Here is a 19,920-nt window from a genome sequence, read left to right on the forward strand (position 1 = left end):
ATTATGATAAAATTTAGCAACTATGCTTTCATATTGGCCTTTTTCTGCTTTATGAGTTGTACTAACAAACAGAAGAAAGAAGATTCTCTTCCACGTTTGAAAGTGTCTGAAAATGGGCGTTACATTGTGACGGAGGATGGTAAGCCCTTCTTTTGGCTAGGAGATACCGGCTGGTTATTATTTAGTAAGCTTACCAAAGAGGAAATCGACCGATACTTAGAAGATCGGCAAGAGAAGGGCTTTAATGTGATTCAAGTGATGCTATTGCATACATTGAAAGCTAAAAATACGTATGGCGATTCCGCCCTCATAATGGGGAATGTAGCAAATCCAGCGATTGGAGATACAACCGGGCAAGATAGCACCCAGCTAGCCTATTGGCAATTAGTGGATTACACGGTTAAAAAAGCGGCCGAAAAAAGCATATACCTGGCTTTAGTGCCGGTTTGGGGCACCAATGTAAAAGAGGGCGGGGTAAGTAGCGAGCAGGCTAAAACCTATGCTACTTTCTTGGCCGAGCGCTATGCATCGGCACCTAATATCATTTGGTTAAACGGGGGCGATTTGAAAGGAAGTGATTCAATTGACGTTTGGAAAACGATTGGAAATACCTTAAATCAACTCGATTCTAATCACCTTATTACCTTTCATCCTCGAGGGCGCACTACTTCATCTGAATGGTTTCATCAAGAATCATGGCTTGACTTCAATATGTTCCAGTCGGGCCATCGGCGCTACGACCAAGACACCTCTGCAAATGAAACCAATCATTATGGTGAGGATAACTGGCGTTTCGTAAAAGGTGATTATCAACTAACACCTACAAAACCAACAATAGATGGCGAACCATCTTATGAGGGGATTCCGCAGGGTCTGCACGATCCGAAAGAACCGAGATGGACAGATAAAGATATACGTCGTTATGCTTACTGGTCGGTATTCTCCGGTGCTTTCGGCTTTACCTATGGTAATAACTCGGTGATGCAGTTTCTAAACGAAAGCGATAACGATTCAACTGCAGCTTACGGTGCCACAGAATTATGGAGAGATGCTATAAAGAATCCAGGAGCCGGACAAATGCGTTATTTAAAGGAACTGATGTTATCAAAATCCTTTTTAGATCGCGTGCCCGACCAATCATTATTGGCAGAAAATGGAGAACGCTACGATTACAAAGTCGCAACCCGAGGTAAAGATTATGCGTTGATCTATACCTATAATGGAGGAACTATTAAGGTTAATCCTGTAAAATTATCAACGGGCAAATTGAAAGCATCTTGGTTCGATCCGCGTACAGGTGTCTATACCGCAATTGGCGAGGTACAAAATACAGATGGACAAAGCTTTGAAGCACCAGGCGGAAAGAAGGAGGGGAATGATTGGGTATTGGTTTTAGAGGCGATTTAGCTTTGCCAGTTGTAAGTTATAAGTTGTAGGTTTTGAGTAGCCGAAGGTTAAAAGTTTAAAGCATGAGACTGTTTAAATACGTAATACTGACTATATTGATAGGACTGTTTTCCGCTTGCTCCAAAGATATATATATGTTTAGTTCTTTTCATGAGCCGGCGGATGCGGGATTACGGTTGTTGTATAGTGAAGATGCTTACCACTGGAAAGATTTGAACCATGTATTTCTTAAACCTACGGTGGGTACCCAAAAGGTAATGCGTGATCCCTCCATAGTTCGAGGCCCGGATGGCCTGTTTCATTTGGTCTGGACCTGTAGCTGGAAAGGCGACAAAGGTTTCGGTTATGCAGCATCGAAAGATTTGATCCATTGGTCGGAACAACGCTTTATACCGGTTATGGAACATGAGCCGGAAACGGTAAATGTATGGGCACCTGAATTGTTTTATGATGATGAGGAAAAGCGGTACATCATTATATGGGCTTCCACTATTCCTTATCGTTTCGAGAAGGGCGTGGAAGAAGAGAAAAACAATCACCGAATGTACTATACCACTACAAAGGATTTTAAAAACTTTACGAAGGCACAACTCTTTCTTGACCCTGGGTTTAGTGTCATTGATGCCGTGATTGTCAAAAGAAAACCGAAAGATTATGTGCTGGTGCTTAAAGATAATACAAGGCCAAATCGTAATTTAAAGGTGGCTTTCGCTGAAAAAGCTTTAGGACCTTATCACGATGTTTCCCAACCCTTTTCAGGTGAAAAAACAGAAGGACCGAGTGTGGTTAAAGCAGGAGAAGATTATCTGATTTATTTCGATTCATATGGTGATAAAAAATATAAAGCCGTAAGTACAAAGGATTTTAAGCAATTTAAAGCGATCGACGACGAGGTCAGTATTCCTGAAGGGCATAAACATGGTACCATTTTCAAAGCAAGCAAAGGCGTTTTGAAGGGATTGAAAAAGGAAGTGGAATAAGAAGGGATGATATGACTGCTTTCGTTGTACCTCCCCGCAGTGACGATACTATGTACGTCCTTGCAAACCGAAGCGATTGGTTATGACGTGGGAGTGAAGCAATCTTAACTATATCGTTTTCAGGTGTAACGATTGCCATAAAAGAAAATTACTATCGGAAAGTTTACCTAAGAAGGTTTTGCTAGGCAGTCACTGGTCGTCAGCGATAAATCCGGCCTAGAAATATCCGGATAGAAGAGGCTAAGGAATGGCAGAAGTTTTCATAGGAGATTTCAAGCCGGGAGTTTATTCACAAGTGTTTGTTTCAAAAGGTGTTCATGAGCTCCCTTTGGTCGGTTTTGGTACCTTTTTGCGGAAACCTCGAGCCTGTAGGCGAGAAGCTTGAATGCCTTAAAAACTGACAAATGATGAAAAAAAGGTACACGTCATTGGTAATAATGATTGCTTATAAAAGAATCTATAAAATGATATTCAAACTAAAAACAACAATATTAGTATTTAGCCTCTCCTATCTACTTCAAGTAGGAAAGGCAGCCGCTCAGGACACAGTAAAATACATCGGCACCACCTTATCCAATGTAGATTACCATCACGGTCAGTTAAGTCCGGCCGTTGGCGTACACAATATTCAGGTATTTAGAGCTAATAGAGAGCACCCTGAATTGGCAGGAGGACATAACTGGACCTACAATCATCAACCCATGCTTGCTTATTGGAACAATCAATTCTTTTTGGAGTTTTTGAGCGATCCCATTGGTGAGCATATTCCACCAAGTGAAAGTTTATTACAGACATCGAAGGATGGTTATCAATGGTCAGATCCCGTGGTAGTCTTCCCGCCTTATAAAATACCCGATGGTTGGAAGAAGAAAGGAAATGATAAGGTTGCCAAAGACCTCTACGCCATCATGCATCAGCGCATGGGTTTTTATGTGTCAAAGAGCGATCGCTTATTCGTGTTAGGCTATTACGGCGTGGCCATGGATGCAAAGGATGATCCGAATGACGGAAATGGCATCGGGCGGGTGATTCGTGAGATATACCGAGACGGTCGTTTCGGTCCAATTCATTTTATCCGTAATAATGCTTCCTGGGATAAAAAGTTATCAGCCTTTCCGTTTTTTACCGAAAGTAAGGACAAAGGATTTGTGAAAGCCTGTGAAGAGCTGTTGGCACAGCCCCTGATGATGCAGCAATGGGTAGAGGAAGCAGATCGGGACGACCCCTTAATTCCATTGAAACGCGCTATTAAAGCATTCAATTACTACCACCTTCCGAATGGGCAGGTGGTGGGCTTATGGAAGCATGCATTGACTTCGATTAGCACCGATGGAGGTAAAACCTGGGCGTATGATCCGCTGCGCGCACCGGGATTTGTGAACAGCAATGCCAAAATATGGGGCCAGCGCACAGAAGATGGGCGCTATGCTACGGTGTACAACCCTTCTGAATTTAGGTGGCCACTCGCGGTTTCCACTAGTGATGATGGTCTTCACTATAAGGACTTATTATTAGTAAATGGTGAGATTTCATCTATGCGCTATGGCGGAAACTATAAATCTTATGGTCCGCAGTATGTGCGTGGAATTGTGGAAGGTAATGGTAATCCCCCGGGGCAGGCCATGTGGGTGTCTTACAGTATGAATAAGGAAGATATGTGGGTAGCCCGTGTCCCTGTTCCGATTACTTCCGAAGTCACGCAACCGATCAAAGAAGTCTTTAGTCGGATGACGGATGGTAAAGAATTAAACGATTGGAACCTTTACAGTCCGCTTTGGGCACCTGTTCAGATCGAGAAGACCACTAATGGAAACAAGGTTTTGGCTTTACGGGATAAAGACCCCTACGATTATGCAAAGGCAGAACGAGTAGTACCTGAAAGCAAAAAGTTGTCGGTAAAATTTACCTTGGTTCCACAGCAGGTTGACCATGGACTCCTCCATATAGAATGCTTGGATGCAAAAGGACAGGCCGCTGTACGTTTGATATTGGACAAGGATAGCCTCTTAAAAATCAAAGCAGGTTATCGAGATTCCAAGTTAAGTACTTATCAGGCAGGTGACGCTTTACAAATTGAATTAAAACTCGATGTAAGCAGTCGCTCGTATACGGTTGCTGTCAATGGTGAGCAGAAAGGAACAAAAATATTTTTCGCGCCGGTAGCTAGTATTAGTCGTGTGGCCTTTCGAACAGGCGAAGTGAGGCGTTTTCCCGATGCAGATACACCAACAGACCAAGACTTTGACCTGAAAAATCCGGGAGATCCGGTGAAAGAGGCGGTTTATTATATTCAAGACTTCAGTGCTGAACCCTTAAGTAAATGAGATGAAGAGGCCTATTGTATACATTTGCTTTCTATTTGGCTTACTTTGCCTTTTTTTTACTTCCCAGGCCCAAGAAGCAAAACGCCTTTACCTATCGGGCACAGGGAAAGACAATCGAGTAAATTGGGAATTCTATTGCACAGGCGGAGCTCATGCAGGGAAATGGACTTCTATTCCCGTTCCGTCCAATTGGGAGTTGGAAGGTTTTGGGAACTATAATTATGGCTTTGATAAAACCGAGCAGGTTGGGAAAGAGGAAGGTTTATATAAATATCGCTTTCCGGTTCCTAAAAAATGGAAGACGCAACATATTAACATCGTGTTTGAAGGCGTGATGACGGATGCCGAAGTGAAGGTTAACGGCCAGCTGGCCGGTCCCATTCACCAAGGCGCTTACTACGCTTTTAAGTACGATATTTCGAAACTTTTGCATTACGGAAAAGAGAATGTGCTCGAGGTGAAAGTATCTAAACACTCCGCCAATGAGTCGGTAAACGCAGCAGAGCGGAAAGGCGACTTCTGGATTTTTGGTGGTATCTTCCGCCCCGTATGGCTAGAAGTGTTGCCCCAACCGCATATAGCACGCGTTTCGATCAATGCCTTAGCAAATGGTGCCTTCGAATCCCTTGTAAAAGTTAATGGACAAGCTGACCGGATACAAGCACAAATTTATACACTGGAAGGTAAGGCCGTTGGCAATGTCATGCAGCAATCACTGGCTGGTGATCAGGCGCAGATCAGACTGAAAGGCCATATCGAAAAGCCTTTGTTATGGTCGGCCGAATTCCCTCATCGTTATGAAGTCGTGTTCGACTTATATGATAAAAACAAATTGATCCATCGGGTTAAGCAGCGATTTGGCTTTAGAACGGTGGAAGTAAAGCAGCGAGATGGTATCTACGTCAACGGGGTAAAGATGAAATTTAAAGGAGTTAACAGACACTCCTTTTGGCCCAGCTCAGGAAGGACAACCAGTAAAGCCTTAAGTATCGAAGACGTTGAGCTGATGAAAGCTATGAATATGAATGCCGTCAGGATGTCACATTATCCGCCAGATGATCATTTCCTGGAAGTCTGTGATTCGCTCGGACTTTATGTAATGGATGAATTGGCGGGATGGCACGGGCATTATGACACCTCAACAGGTACCAAGTTGCTAAAGGAGATGATGATTCATGATGAAAATCATCCATCCATCGTGCTATGGGCCAATGGAAACGAGGGCGGCCATAACTTTGATTTAGATAGCATTTTTCTACAAGAGGACAGGCAGCAACGCCCTGTTGTACACCCTTGGCAATTATTCGGCGGGATCGAGACGCAACACTACCGAGAATATAATTATGGCATTGGGAATTACGATCATGGGAAGGATATTGTGATGCCTACCGAGTTTCTCCATGGCATGTACGATGGCGGTCACGGTGCCGGATTAGAAGACTATTGGAAACATATGTGGTCAGAACCGCTTTCAGCGGGCGGGTTTTTATGGGACTTCGCCGATCAAGGCGTGGTACGAAAGGATAAAAAGGATTCCATCGATACCGATGGCAATCGTGGTGCCGACGGTATCGTGGGACCCTATCGGGAAAAGGAGGGGAGCTTCTACGCCATTAAAGAAATATGGAGTCCTGTATTTATCGAGCGCAGGGAAATTACACCCGCCTTCGATGGTGTCTTGTCCATTGAAAATCGCTATGCCTTTACCAATCTCAACCAATGTTCCTTTACATGGAAGTTGAAGACTTGGTCGGGCGATGGGGTGGCTACTGATTCTGTTAGTGGAACCATAACATCGCCGGATATTAAACCATTTGAAAAAGGAACCTTACATATAACACTTCCCCAAAACTGGCGAAATTATCAGGTCTTGTATCTTACAGTCCGCGATCCTTATAAAAAAGAACTGTTTACCTGGTCGTTTCCCGTGCAAATTCCAAAGGAAGTGGCCAGCCAATTAATTAAAGAAGAGGGAACGAATAAAATAACCCATGAAGAGCGGGATAGCTTACTTCTCGTGCATATAGGAGCGCTGCGCTTGACCTTGAATAAGCAAAATGGCCAATTGTTACAGGTGACAAATGGAAAAGGAACGATCCCTTTCCATGACGGTCCCGTTCTGCAGCAAGGCATAAATAACTTTGGCAATTTTCAATTACATCAGGACGGAGCCAAACTCGTTTTTGCTTCTACGTTCGACAAAAAAACAAATTACAATACATTGGAGTGGACTTTCTTCCCTTCGGGATTGGTGAAACTTTTTGTACGTTATTTTCCGGGGGATTATTTCACCGATTATGTTGGCCTGAATTTTTCACTTCCCGAGAAGGAGATGTTGCGTGTTACTTATATGGGTAGAGGACCCTATCGCGTGTGGAAAAATAGGATGAAGGGGCAAAGTTTGGGCGTATGGGACAAAGCATATAATACGAGTGAAACGGGCGAGGCACCGTGGTTGTATCCTGAATTTAAAGGTTATCACGCGAATCTATACTGGGCGCGTATCAAGACTAAAAACCATTCCTTTAAAGTAATAACTCCCGATGAAGATATCTTTCTGCGACTGTACACACCTGCGTTTAAGGAAGACCCGTGGAAAAATTATGATCTCGTCTTCCCTTCGGGTGATATCTCCTTTATGCAAGGAATTTCAGGAATTGGGACGAAAACCCAAAAACGGGAAAATACAGGCCCCATGGGTATGAAAAACATATTTTACGACTATGAAAAGGATCCTACACGTGCAAAAGAGTTGACCTTGTATTTTGATTTTAACGAGCAAGAATAACATGCAAAGTAAGCGTTTATTGGTTTTTCTTTTCTGTACTTTATGGTTTTTTCCGGCAGTTTTTGCCGAGATGACCGATGTGCGGTTAAGCGATCTACGCTGTGAATCGCTAACTAATCCATTGGGGATTGATCAAGAGGTTCCGCGACTGAGTTGGCAGCTAATCGGCAGTAAACGGGGTCTGATGCAAACAGCTTATCAGATACAGGTGGCGTCTTCTTTGGATTTATTGAAACAAGGATACGCCGATCGATGGGATTCAGGTAAGGTATTAAGTGATAGTAGTATACAAGTACCCTATAACGGAGAAAAACTGAATAGTCGCGATCAATGTTATTGGCGGGTGAAAATTTGGACAGATGATGGAGAGACTCGGTGGAGTGAACCTGCTTATTGGACTGTCGGTCTTTTGCGATACAATGATTGGAAAGGTAGATGGATTGGTCTCGATCGATCCTTTGATTGGGACCGTGAAGATCAATTCTCCAGGTTATCGGCGCGCTATTTCCGCAAGGAATTTCAAACGGATAAAAAGGTCAAACGGGCAATGGTTTATATCATAGGATTAGGCCTGTATGAACTTTATATAAATGGTGAAAAGATAGGAAAACAAGTACTAGCCCCAGCTCCTACTGACTATACGAAGGAAGTAAAATACAATACTTTTGATGTAACTCAATACCTTAATCAGCGCGGTAAGCATGCGCTTGGCGTTATATTAGGCAATGGTCGTTTTTACACCATGCGGCAAGCCTATAAACCATATAAAATAAAAACGTTCGGCTATCCAAAGATGCGTTTGAATCTTGATATATGGTATGAGGACGGCACGAAGGAAACAATCAGCACGGACGACACCTGGAAAGTGACTGCGGACGGCCCCATACGAACCAACAATGAATACGATGGTGAAGAATATGATGCACGGAAAGAGTTGCCTGGTTGGCATCAGGTAGGGTATGACGATCAAACTTGGCTCAAAGCGTCTTTTGTACAGGAACCAGGCGGTATGCCTCGTGCACAACTCAATGAACCTATGCAAGTAATGGATACCTTGCGACCGAAAACGATTCGTCTACTTAATAAAAATACTTATATCGTCGATATGGGGCAGAACATGACCGGTTGGCTGAAAATCCGGGTAAAGGGCGCTTCCGGAACGGCTGTAAAAATGCGTTTCGCCGAATCCCTTCAAGCAGATGGGAGCTTGTTTGTTGCTAATTTAAGAGACGCGAAAGTAACGGATGTATACACCTTACGTGGCGAAGGAACGGAATATTGGGAACCACGCTTTGTTTATCATGGCTTTCGATACGTAGAAATAAGCGGCTATCCGGGGGAACCTACCTTAGACGATTTGCAAGGCTTAGTTGTTTATGATGCCTTGGCAACTACCGGCAGCTTTACAAGCGACCGGCCAATCTTGAATGCGATTTACCAAAATGCATGGTGGGGGATTGCGGGAAATTACAAAGGCATGCCGGTTGACTGTCCTCAACGGAATGAACGACAGCCCTGGCTTGGTGATCGTACAACAGGTTGTTATGGAGAGAGTTTTTTGTTTGATAACGCGAAGTTATATGCCAAATGGCTGGACGATATTCAGGGTGCTCAACTGCCGGACGGAAGCATCCCGGATGTAGCACCTGCTTTTTGGCGCTATTACAGTGATAATGTAACTTGGCCGGGAACCTATTTGACCGTTGCCAATATGCTGTACCAACAATATGGGGATGTATATGCTATCAGGAAGCATTATCCATCCATGAAACGATGGATACAGTATATGTGGGAAAATTATGAAGAAAATGGATTGATCACAAAGGATAAGTATGGTGATTGGTGCGTGCCACCGGAATCTAAAGAACTGATCCATTCCAAAGATCCATTACGTCAAACGGAGGGCATGTTATTGGCCTCGGCAAGCTATTATCAGCTGTTGCGACTGATGCAAGGCTTTGCGGATATTGTAAACAATGAGGTCGATAAGCAATTCTTTGAGGCCAAAGCAGCGGATATAAAGGAAGCTTTTAACCAAAAGTATTTGAACAAGAGTTTAGGACAGTATAGTAATAATACGGTGACGGCAAATTTACTTCCTCTTTATTTCGATATGGTTCCAAATGAATACCGAAAGCAGGTTTTTGAAAATATCGTTACCAAAATTACGAAGGAGAACAAGGGACATATCAGCACGGGTGTCATTGGTACGCAGTACTTAATGAGAGGACTTAGCAATCAGGGGCGTGCTGACCTAGCCTTTCAGTTGGCAACAAACACCAGCTACCCCAGCTGGGGATATATGGTGGAAAAAGGTGCAACGACGATTTGGGAACTATGGAATGGTGATACCGCAAATCCTTCCATGAATTCCCAAAACCACGTGATGCTATTGGGTGATTTACTGATCTGGTATTATGAACATTTAATTGGCATAAAAGCAAATAAACCAGGTTTCAAGCAAATTGTTATGAAGCCCGATTTCAGTCTCCCGCTCATGCAGGTAGAAGGAGCCCATCGTTCAGCATATGGACAGATCCGGAGCAGCTGGAAAAAAGGAAAAGATAAACTGCAATGGACTATTGAAGTACCGGGCAATACAACCGCGCTGGTTTATTTTCCAACATCAGATCAAGAAAAAATCCGTGAACATGGAGAAGGAATAGAAGGTCTGGAAGGCCTTCGATTTGTGAAAAAAGAAAATGGCCATAGTGTATTTGAGGTGGGAGCCGGAACGTATCAGTTCAGTGTTGACTTAGTTGAGTGATGAGTGATGAGTGATGAGTGCTGAATGATGAGTGATGAATGATGAGTTGCGAGTTACCCGTTGTGAGTTGTGAGAAAGGTTTGTGTGACTGAAAGCTGATTGCTGATAACCGAAATCCGATAGCTAATAAAAATAAATTGTAGAGATGAACCAATTAAAAAACATCAAGATCTTAAGTTTCCTGTTTGCTTTGTTGCTATTCGCCTTTGCGAGTTATGGCCAAGATGATGCTGCGCGTTTAGCAAAGTCGGATGCCGAGCAGCTTAAGAAAGCGCAGGAATGGGTTGGAAGTTTGGCACTGGACAACAAAACGAAAGAAGAACGTTTAGTACAAGTGGTAGTCAGGCACCTAAAGGCCGTACGGGATTGGCACAATGGTCACCCGTTTACGGAGGTACCGGCGGGTATCAATCCCGCGACGGGAAATAAGTTAAGTGAACTCGATCGGCAAATCATTGCGGATAGTGCCATGCCGACAGAAGTTCATCAACAGTTAATGGACGGTTTGCGAAAAGATTTGACTGAAGAGCAGGTAGCGACTATTCTGGATAAATACACGATCGGCAAAGTTGCTTTTACAACGAAAGGTTATGAAGCGATTGTTCCCGATTTAACAGCGAAAGAACGGGAGGTGATCAAGCAAAACCTCGAGCAAGCACGGGAGCAGGCGGTGGATTACAAAAGTATGAAGCAGATATCTGCTGTTTTCGAGATTTACAAAACCAAAATTGAACAGTATTTCAATGCAAATGGCCGGAACTGGCGTCAACTATTTAAAGCCTATGTCGACGCGGCAAAGGCGAAAAAAGCAAAGGAGAAAAATAATGGTTAAAATGATGAAGATTAGTTTATTAACCTTGCTTATGCTCGGTGTATTTATAGGCGCGCATGCCCAAGAAAAGCAGCCGTGGAAACAAGGCATCCTGAAAGAAGAGTTTTTGTATGAGAAAGCGGCTTTTCCATCGTGCCATTCAGCAACTATGGCAGAAACGCCTAGCGGTTTGGTAGCAGCTTTTTTTGGTGGGACCAAGGAGCGTCATCCCGATGTGGAGATTTATGTTTGCCGCTTTGAAAACGGCACTTGGACGGCTCCGGTTTCGGCTGCAGACGGCGTACAGGCAGAAGGTAAGCGCCTACCTACCTGGAACCCCGTGCTCTATCAAATTCCGGGCGGCGATTTACTTTTGTTTTATAAAATCGGTCCTAAACCCTCAGCGTGGTGGGGGATGCTAAAGCGCTCGAAAGATGGTGGAAAAACCTGGTCGGCTGCCGAAAAGCTACCAAATGGCCATATCGGTCCGGTGAAAAATAAACCCGTCTTACTCGATAACGGACAACTTTTTTGCCCCAGCAGCACCGAAGGTAACGGCTGGAAAATCCATTTCGAAGTAACGCCGGATTTTGTGAAGACTTGGCGTAAAATTGGCCCTTTGGCCGCGAAGGATAGTATTGACGCGATCCAACCAAGCATCCTCGTACATGGTAATCGCACTTTACAGTTGCTTGCGCGTAGTCGCAATAGGGCTTTAGTGCAATCATGGTCGACCGACAACGGCGAAACCTGGTCGCCACTCGAAAAAACAAGCTTGCCGAATAATAACTCAGGAACCGATGCGGTAACGATGGCCGATGGTCGCCATGTATTGGTTTATAACCATGTACTTCCTCCGGGAAATCTGGCAAAAGGCCCCAGGACACCTTTAAACGTATCGGTATCAAAAGACGGAAAGAGCTGGTCGGCCGCCCTGATACTAGAAGATTCTCCCATTAGCCAGTATTCCTATCCTGCCGTGATCCAAACGAAAGATGGTTTGCTGCACTTTATTTATACTTGGAGGCGACAAAAAATAAAACATGTTGTCGTTGATCCAAACGAACTCAAGCTGTTGCCTATTCAAAATGGAGAATGGCCGAAAGTAAAGGGGTATACAGCTCCTAAACTAGAAGAATACAAGAAAGAGGAAGATTAACAATGACAGGTCGAATTTCGTTTATACTACTCATATCGCTGATAATAAGTCAGCTATGTTTTATGCGATCAACTCGCGCGCAGGACAGCGATCGTCAATACCGGATGCCACTTAAAGACGTACTGCAACAAATTGAGGCTCGCTTCGGTGTCAAGATCAAATACAACGAAAATCAGGTAAAAGATCGAAACTTAACCTATGCCTTATGGCGGTTTAGACCAACGGTAGATGAGACCCTATCTCAGGTCTTAGCGCCTCTGGACCTAAAAGTGAATAAGGAAAAAGAAGGTGTTTATAAGTTAAAAGAGTACGAATACTACCGTTGGCCTGTGCAAGAAGGTTGGGAGAAACTGGATACGCTGGCCGCTCGATATCGCAACAAAGCAAGTTGGGAATTAAGGAAAGACAGCCTTAGAAAAGAATTATGGAGCGCATTAAAATTAAGTCCATTACCCGCTAAGCCTGTCTCGAAACCGATAGTTACACCTGTACGGAAAATGGATGGTTATACGGTTCAGAATATTGCCCTTGAAATATTACCAGGAGTCTATGTGAACGGATCCTTATATCGGCCAATGAAAGCAAAGGGAAAAATACCCGTCGTTTTAAGTCCGGACGGACACTGGCAAGGCCATCGATTCCGTAAAGATGCACAAATCCGTTTTGCCATGACAGCTAGAATGGGAGCGATGGCCTTCAGTTACGATTTGTTCGGCTGGGGCGAATCCGGTTTACAATTTAAATACGAGGATCATCGAAAGAGCTTGTCGCAAACCGTACAGACACTGGGAGCCGTACGTATTCTCGATTATTTGTTAAGCTTGCCCAATGCAGATACTTCGCGGGTAGCTATCTGCGGAGGCTCCGGCGGTGGCAGTCAAACCGTGTTGATGGCAGCCCTTGATCCCCGTATTAAATTAAGCATTCCTGTCGTTTCACTGTCCTCCTACTTCTATGGAGGATGTCCTTGTGAAAGCGGCATGCCAATCCATTTGTGTGGTGGCGGAACGAATAATGTGGAGCTTGCAGCTATGGCCGCACCTAATCCACAGCTTGTTATATCCGATGGTGGGGATTGGACGGCCCATATGCCTGAGCATGATTTGCCTTATTTGCAAAAACTATACAGTTATTACGGGAAGCGAGAACTGATGGAGAATATCCATCTACCGCAAGATGGACATGATTTCGGTTTTTCCAAGCGGAAACCGGTATATGATTTTATGATCAAACATTTCGGTTTGAACGAAAAAGCCGTGAAAGATAAACAGGGAAATTACGACGAAAGTAAATGTACGATCGAAGATGAAAAGGCACTTTATGTGTTTGGGAAGAATGGGGAAAAACTTCCTGGAAATGCCTTGAAAGGTTATGAAAATTTAGAGAAGTTGTTTCAATGAAATTAATTTGTGTTACTTTCTTCCGCAGAAAGTAACCAAAGACTCATCGCTTGGAACTTTGCTACAATGGTAGTGCCTCAACCTGCAAACCGCAAATTTCCTAGGCGATATTTTAGTAGAACGGAGGGTTTTTGCAGATATCTAATAAAATAAGTGACTAACAAATAACCCGTGTTGTGAAAAAGATTAATACTTCTGGTTAAAAGCAGATGCCTTGGTATACGAAAATGTCGCCTCCAAAATTTACATTGTGCAATGGGAAGCACTAACGATCCTGTAAATTTTGCAGCGACGAGTTTTTTTGAATACTTTTTTTGCGGAAAAAAAAGTATTTGGCGGTGTCGCTGCCATTAAGCGACAAACAAAATGCTCTTAACCCTAATATTTCAACTTTGTTATCAGTAAAATCCAGATTTATGAAATCAAGAATAAGTCGAAGAAAATTTTTACACCAAGCCACTGCGGTGACCTTGGGAACAGCTTTATTACCTAATACAATCTATGCATCCTCTAAAAGCCCTTATAAAATAGGCGTAATAGATTTGATGATGCTGAAAAGGCAAAAAATCAGCGCACTTGATTTAACGCATGAATTGGGGGCAGATGGCGTGGAGGTTGATATGGGTGGCTTAGGTAATCGGGATACGTTTGATAATAAGCTAGCCGATCCGGCAACGCGGAAGGCTTACTTGGATAAACTAAAAGCGCTGAACATTGAAATATGTTCCTTGGCTATGACTGGTTTTTATGCACAATCCCTTGCTAAACGTCCTACTTATCAACAAATGGTACAAGACTGCATCGATACCATGAAAGCGATGCGTGTGAAGATCGCTTTCCTTCCTTTGGGTATACAATGTGACTTGATCCAATATCCCGAACTGCGACCGGTCTTGGTGGAGCGTTTGAAAGTTATCGGAAAAATGGCGGCTAAAGCAAAGGTAACGATTGGCATCGAGACGGCGCTGGATGCTGCGGGAGAAAAGAAGTTTTTGGATGATATCGGTTCGACCCATATCCGAAGCTATTTCAATTTTTCGAACGCCTTAAAAAATGGACGTGATCTGCATCAAGAATTACGAGTCTTGGGAAAAGATTATATCTGTCAAATACATTGCACGGATGAAGATGGTGTATGGCTCGAAAACAATAAACGCTTGAATATGATAGAAGTGAAAAAAACATTAGAGGAGATGGGCTGGAAGGGATGGCTAGTAATAGAGCGATCCAGAGATGCCAATAACCCGCGTGATGTAAGAGGTAATTTCGGCGCGAATACACGTTATATGAAGAAGATTTTTCAAGCATCATGAGCGCGGTTCAGTCTTTTGTTAGCTGTCTATTGCTCTTGGCCTGCTTGCTTCAGGCATGTAACAACCGAAAAGAAAAAAAAGAACAACAGCTGCATACCATTCCGACCGCTCAGGAGGTGGGAGCGGCTTGTATGCCGGATACAATTGCACCGATAAAAGCACCGTTTCCCATGAAAAATCTGAAGCGGCCTGTTTTTTCAGATCAAACCAAAAACATAGCGGACTTAGGAGCTAAAGCAGGTGCCCAAGTAACGGCTATTATTCAACAGGGTATCGATGAATTATCTGCTACGGGAGGGGGAACACTACGCATACCGAAAGGCATGTGGAAAACGGGACGAATTGCTTTGAAGAGCCATGTCAATTTGCACCTTGAGGAGGGTGCTGAGCTATATTTTAGTGGAGAGATTAAAGACTATTTACCCGTTGTCTTCACGCGTAATGAAGGTGTGGAAGTGATGTCTTTAGGCGCCTGTATTTACGCAAATAATCAAGAGAACATTGCTATTACGGGTAAGGGACGGCTCATAGGGCCTGCAGAAGGATCCGTTCGGAAACAAATTATGACCCACGATGTAATTGAAAATGTTGTTCCACATGATAAACCGGTAGCCGAACGTATATACGACGGGAAGGACGGAAGTTTTATTTTTCCTCCCATGTTTATCGCTCCTATTAACTGCAGGGATGTACTTATTGAAGGAGTCCGACTTGAGCGCACTGCCTTTTGGAATATTGTACCGCAATATTGCGATCGGGTCATTATAAGAGGGGTAACCATTCACTCGATTGGCATCCCAAGAGGTGATGGTATCGATGTTGAATCGTCGAAGAATGTACTAATCGAATACTGCACGTTGCAGACCGGTGACGACTGCTTGGCGATGAAAGCAGGGAGAGGCTGGGACGGATTGCGCGTTAATCGGCCTACCGAAAATGTGGTGGTACGCTATTGTCTGGCAGAAAAGGGGCATGGCGGCATTACCATTGGAAGTGAAACCGCCGGTATGATCCGTAAATTATATGTACACGATTGTGTTTTTAACAACGAAGGAAATGGAATACGCTTTAAAACAAGAAGACCGAGAGGAGGTGGTGGAGAGCAGTTGTTCTATGATCGCATTCGCTTACGTGTTGGAGAAACAGCGCTACGGTGGGATATGTTAGGAAGTGCCGTCCATGTAGGAGCGGCTGCAGATCGTTCTCAGAAAGTTGAGCTTAATGAACTAACGCCCCATTTTCGGGATATTCAGATCAGTAATCTAATCGTTGAAGACGCTTCACACTTTGTTCGAATAGATGGTATCCCGGAAGCTCCGTTGGAAAAAGTAGAAATTCGTCAGGTGAGAGCCAAGACCGAAAAGCTTTTTGATATAAAGGATGCCAGGCACATAGCTATTGAAAACGCAAAGTTGGTTAGTCAAGACTCAATGGTCCATCTGGTAAATACACAAGATATTACCTTTAGCAAGGTTGACTTCGATATTCCTGCCAAGAAAGTTTATCAGCATATTGCAGCAGATGGTGGTGATTCGGTTATTTTGAAAGATATAAGCTATCTGAATAATGATAGCTAGGATAATTATCTAGTACAAAAGAAGTATCAGTGTATAACCCAGCTAGTATTAAACTAGTGTGAAATTAGTACTAGATCAGTGTCAAATCAGTACCAAGCAAGTGTCAAACCAGTACGAAGCCAGTACCATTTAGTGTGATTTCAGTAGCTTTGTTGTAGCTATTAGCGTCTAAAACCTCGTCTATCAGTTGAGAATAATGATTAATCGCAACCAATAAAAAAGATCATTTAAAGATAATATCCTACAATACAAGGAAAAATTCTTATAAACGGATATATTCCAGTCCATTTATCTTTGCATGTGGCGGTCTATCATGTCGCCTGGCCTTGTTGCACGCATTCAGAAAATGCTCATTTACCATTAGTAAACTGCGCTTTTCTTCATTACGCGCGCCTTGCCAGACAGCATGCTAGTCTAGCCACTGAATTCATAGACAAATACTAACCATAAACCTGCGCCTTGTATACATGTGCGAACGAGGTTTATAAACTGAAAAATGGGTAGGATTATCATTATATTATGTGTGTTGTTTCATAGTTGGGGAAATAACTTTGCCGCTGATTTGAAGACGGCAGGCCTACGCGTGGAGTCTAAAAGCAATCCGAGGGGCATCGTAAGTTTGCAACCTTTATTGAGTTGGAAACTTGAAAGCCAGTTACGAAATACAAAACAAGTAGCTTATCAGGTACTGGTGTCGGATCAGCAAGGCAGCTGGGCGGATGATAAGCACATTGTTTGGAATTCAGGAAAAGTGGAGAGGGGTACAAGTATTCAGGTTCCATACCAAGGGAAGCCGTTGTCGGCCACTCAATGCTATTATTGGAAAGTTAAAGTGTGGGATAATCACGGCAATGAGTCAACATGGTCGGAGCCTGCTTATTGGCAAATGGGACTTTTCACCAAAGAAGACTGGAAGGGTGGCCAATGGATTGCTTATGAGGAGTTGCCGGAAGAACGACGGGATCCCCTGCCAAAGGCCGATAAAAAAGATACGTATCAGGATAATAATGTGCTTCCCTTATTCAGGAAGTCATTTCAGGTTCAAAAGACAATCGAAAAAGCAACCTTATTTATTAGCGGTCTGGGACATTTTGAAGTGCATATAAATGGTGATAAAGTAGGCGACCATTTTTTAGATGCCGGGTGGGTTAAATATGATAAAGAAGCCCTGTATGAAACATTTGATGTCACCGAAACTTTAAAGAAAGGTGAAAATGCGATCGGTGTTCTTTTGGGAAATGGCTTTTATTACATTCCTCCCGTAAAAGGTAGATACCGAAAACAAAAGGTAGCCTTTGGCTATCCAAAGATGATTTGCCGTTTGCAATTGCGTTATACAGACGGGAGCCAAGAGGATATTGTCAGTAACCGTACTTGGAAGACCGATAAGGGTCCCATTACCTTTTCCAGTATCTATGGTGGGGAAGACTACGATGCACGTTTAGAGCAGAAAGGCTGGGATGATAGAGGCTTTGACGATACCGCATGGAAGCAAGCCATCGTAGTGGAAGGTCCTCCTCAAATCAACCCCCAAATGACAGAGCCCTTAAAGGTAATGGAACGATTCGATCCGAAGACCATTACAAAAACAAGTGGCGGAAACTGGGTCTATGATTTAGGTCAGAATGCTTCCGGTATTGTGCAGATTAAATTGAAAGGAAATCGTGGGGATACCGTTCGCATGTATCCAGGCGAACTATTGAAAGAAGGAGCCGTTACCCAAAAAGCAAGCGGTGGTCCCTATTACTTTACCTATATCTTAAAAGGTGAAAATGAAGAACGTTGGCAAGCCCGTTTTTCGTATTACGGCTTTCGCTACGTAGAAGTGCGCGGTGCAACGCCAAAAGATCAGTCCGAAGGTGAAGAACTGCCGCAAATTACAGGCTTACAGGGGTTACACGTTCGCAGTGCCGCTCAGCAAGTTGGTTCTTTTCAGTCGTCCAACAATTTATTCAATCGGACACATCAGCTGATTGATTGGGCAATCAAAAGTAATATGATGAGTGTCTTTACCGATTGTCCGCATCGCGAAAAACTCGGCTGGCTGGAACAAACCCATCTCATGGGTGCTTCCGTACACTACAACTACGACATAGAAAGACTGCTTCAAAAGATTATAGAAGATATGCGGAAGTCGCAGTTGCCGAATGGTCTGATACCTGAAATTGCCCCGGAATATGTCGAATTCAACTGGGGCGGCGACATGTTCCGCGATTCACCGGAATGGGGAAGTGCAAGCATCATTCTTCCCTGGTACTTATACAAGTGGTATGGGAACAAAAAAGTGTTGAAGACGGCCTATCCAATGATGAAGCGTTATATAGGCTACTTGCAAACGAAAGCAACTAACCATATCCTTAAACAAGGCTTGGGCGATTGGTATGACCTTGGACCAAAACCACCCGGCGTTTCTCAACTGACGCCCATGGGCGTTACAGGAACCGCTATTTATTATTACGATTTAAGGTTATTGGCGAAAATTGCCGAGCAGCTCGGAGAAACGAAGGCTCAAGAGGCATATACATCTCTGGCGGAAGAGGTTAAAAAAGCGTTTAATGATACCTTTTTCCATGTCAATACCAAACAATATGCTAGCGGGAGTCAGACCGCAAATGCGATGGCACTTTATATGGAGCTGGTCGACACTTCCGATAGAAAAGCTGTTTTGGATAATTTGATTCAAGACATCCGGAATCGGAATAACGCATTAACAGCTGGAGATATTGGTTATCGCTATGTACTCCGGGTTTTGGAGCAAGCGGGTAGATCGGACGTTATTTATGATATGAACAGCCGTACCGATGTGCCAGGCTATGGCTATCAACTGGCTAAAGGTGCAACCGCATTAACCGAGTCATGGCAAGCGTTACCCACCGTTTCCAATAATCATTTCATGCTAGGTCATTTAATGGAATGGCTTTACAGTGGCTTAGCGGGGATTAGACAACAAGAGGGAAGCATCGCTTTCAATCAAATCGAAATCCGACCGGAGGTAGTAGGGGATGTCCGCAGTGCAGAAGGAGCCTACGACTCTCCCTACGGTCTGATTCGTTCAGCATGGAAAAAGGAGAAAGGTCAGTTTGAATTGGCAGTAAAGATTCCGCCGAATACGCGAGCCGCGATTTACTTACCCGTTCAGGACGGAGCATCTATTTATGAGAGTGGAAAAATGATGAATGACACGGACTGGAAAATAATCGGCAAAGAGCAAGGGCGCATGATCGTTCAGATTGGATCGGGGGATTATCGGTTTAAAGTGGTAATGAATGATGAACGATCGTTAGTTTGTACTCTAAAGAATAAAGAGAAGAAATGGGAATAAAACGTGCGATATATCTTTGGATAAAAAAGCTCCATCTGCTGCCCTAACTTTAGATGAATGACAGGCAGAACC

At 43.6% G+C, this 19,920-nt stretch carries 11 protein-coding genes; all 11 read left to right on the plus strand.

The features are described 5' to 3' along the window. Positions 1-3 precede the first annotated feature (3 nt). The 11 genes from E0E36_RS13800 (at position 4) to E0E36_RS13850 (ending at position 19,848) form a co-directional block, all read left to right on the plus strand. On the plus strand, positions 4-1,407 hold the full coding sequence (locus E0E36_RS13800; RefSeq protein WP_242627212.1) for a glycoside hydrolase family 140 protein: 1,404 nt from the start codon (positions 4-6) through the stop codon (positions 1,405-1,407). A gap of 62 nt (positions 1,408-1,469) precedes the next feature. Continuing rightward, the gene (locus E0E36_RS13805; protein ID WP_130856432.1) at positions 1,470-2,387 is read left to right on the plus strand and encodes a glycoside hydrolase family 43 protein; all 918 of its coding nucleotides are present in this window, start codon (positions 1,470-1,472) and stop codon (positions 2,385-2,387) included. A 404-nt stretch (positions 2,388-2,791) separates the two neighbouring features. Further along, complete coding sequence (locus E0E36_RS13810; protein ID WP_242627213.1) at positions 2,792-4,711, plus strand: exo-alpha-sialidase; 1,920 nt, start codon at positions 2,792-2,794, stop codon at positions 4,709-4,711. A gap of 1 nt (position 4,712) precedes the next feature. Beyond that, entirely contained in the window at positions 4,713-7,499 is a 2,787-nt protein-coding gene (locus tag E0E36_RS13815) for a glycoside hydrolase family 2 TIM barrel-domain containing protein (RefSeq protein WP_130856433.1), read from the plus strand. A 1-nt stretch (position 7,500) separates the two neighbouring features. Continuing rightward, on the plus strand, positions 7,501-10,266 hold the full coding sequence (locus E0E36_RS13820) for an alpha-L-rhamnosidase (protein ID WP_130856434.1): 2,766 nt from the start codon (positions 7,501-7,503) through the stop codon (positions 10,264-10,266). A 145-nt stretch (positions 10,267-10,411) separates the two neighbouring features. Next, positions 10,412-11,098 carry a DUF3826 domain-containing protein gene (locus E0E36_RS13825; protein WP_130856435.1) on the plus strand — a complete coding sequence of 229 codons (687 nt, stop codon included), beginning with the start codon at positions 10,412-10,414 and terminating at the stop codon, positions 11,096-11,098. Position 11,099: 1 nt separating this feature from the next. Further along, positions 11,100-12,236 carry a sialidase family protein gene (locus E0E36_RS13830; protein WP_242627214.1) on the plus strand — a complete coding sequence of 379 codons (1,137 nt, stop codon included), beginning with the start codon at positions 11,100-11,102 and terminating at the stop codon, positions 12,234-12,236. A 62-nt stretch (positions 12,237-12,298) separates the two neighbouring features. Beyond that, positions 12,299-13,636 carry a DUF4974 domain-containing protein gene (locus tag E0E36_RS13835; RefSeq protein WP_130856436.1) on the plus strand — a complete coding sequence of 446 codons (1,338 nt, stop codon included), beginning with the start codon at positions 12,299-12,301 and terminating at the stop codon, positions 13,634-13,636. Between the two features lie 416 nt (positions 13,637-14,052). Next, a complete protein-coding gene (locus E0E36_RS13840) occupies positions 14,053-14,949 on the plus strand; it encodes a sugar phosphate isomerase/epimerase family protein (protein WP_130856437.1) in 897 nt (298 codons plus the stop codon). After that, on the plus strand, positions 14,946-16,526 hold the full coding sequence (locus tag E0E36_RS13845; RefSeq protein WP_130856438.1) for a glycoside hydrolase family 28 protein: 1,581 nt from the start codon (positions 14,946-14,948) through the stop codon (positions 16,524-16,526). The genes E0E36_RS13840 and E0E36_RS13845 overlap by 4 nt, the downstream gene beginning before the upstream one ends. Positions 16,527-17,022: 496 nt before the next feature. Further along, the gene (locus E0E36_RS13850) at positions 17,023-19,848 is read left to right on the plus strand and encodes a family 78 glycoside hydrolase catalytic domain (protein WP_130856439.1); all 2,826 of its coding nucleotides are present in this window, start codon (positions 17,023-17,025) and stop codon (positions 19,846-19,848) included. Positions 19,849-19,920 lie beyond the last annotated feature (72 nt).

The sequence above is a fragment of the Olivibacter jilunii genome (assembly GCF_900607235.1).
Taxonomy (GTDB): domain Bacteria; phylum Bacteroidota; class Bacteroidia; order Sphingobacteriales; family Sphingobacteriaceae; genus Olivibacter; species Olivibacter oleidegradans.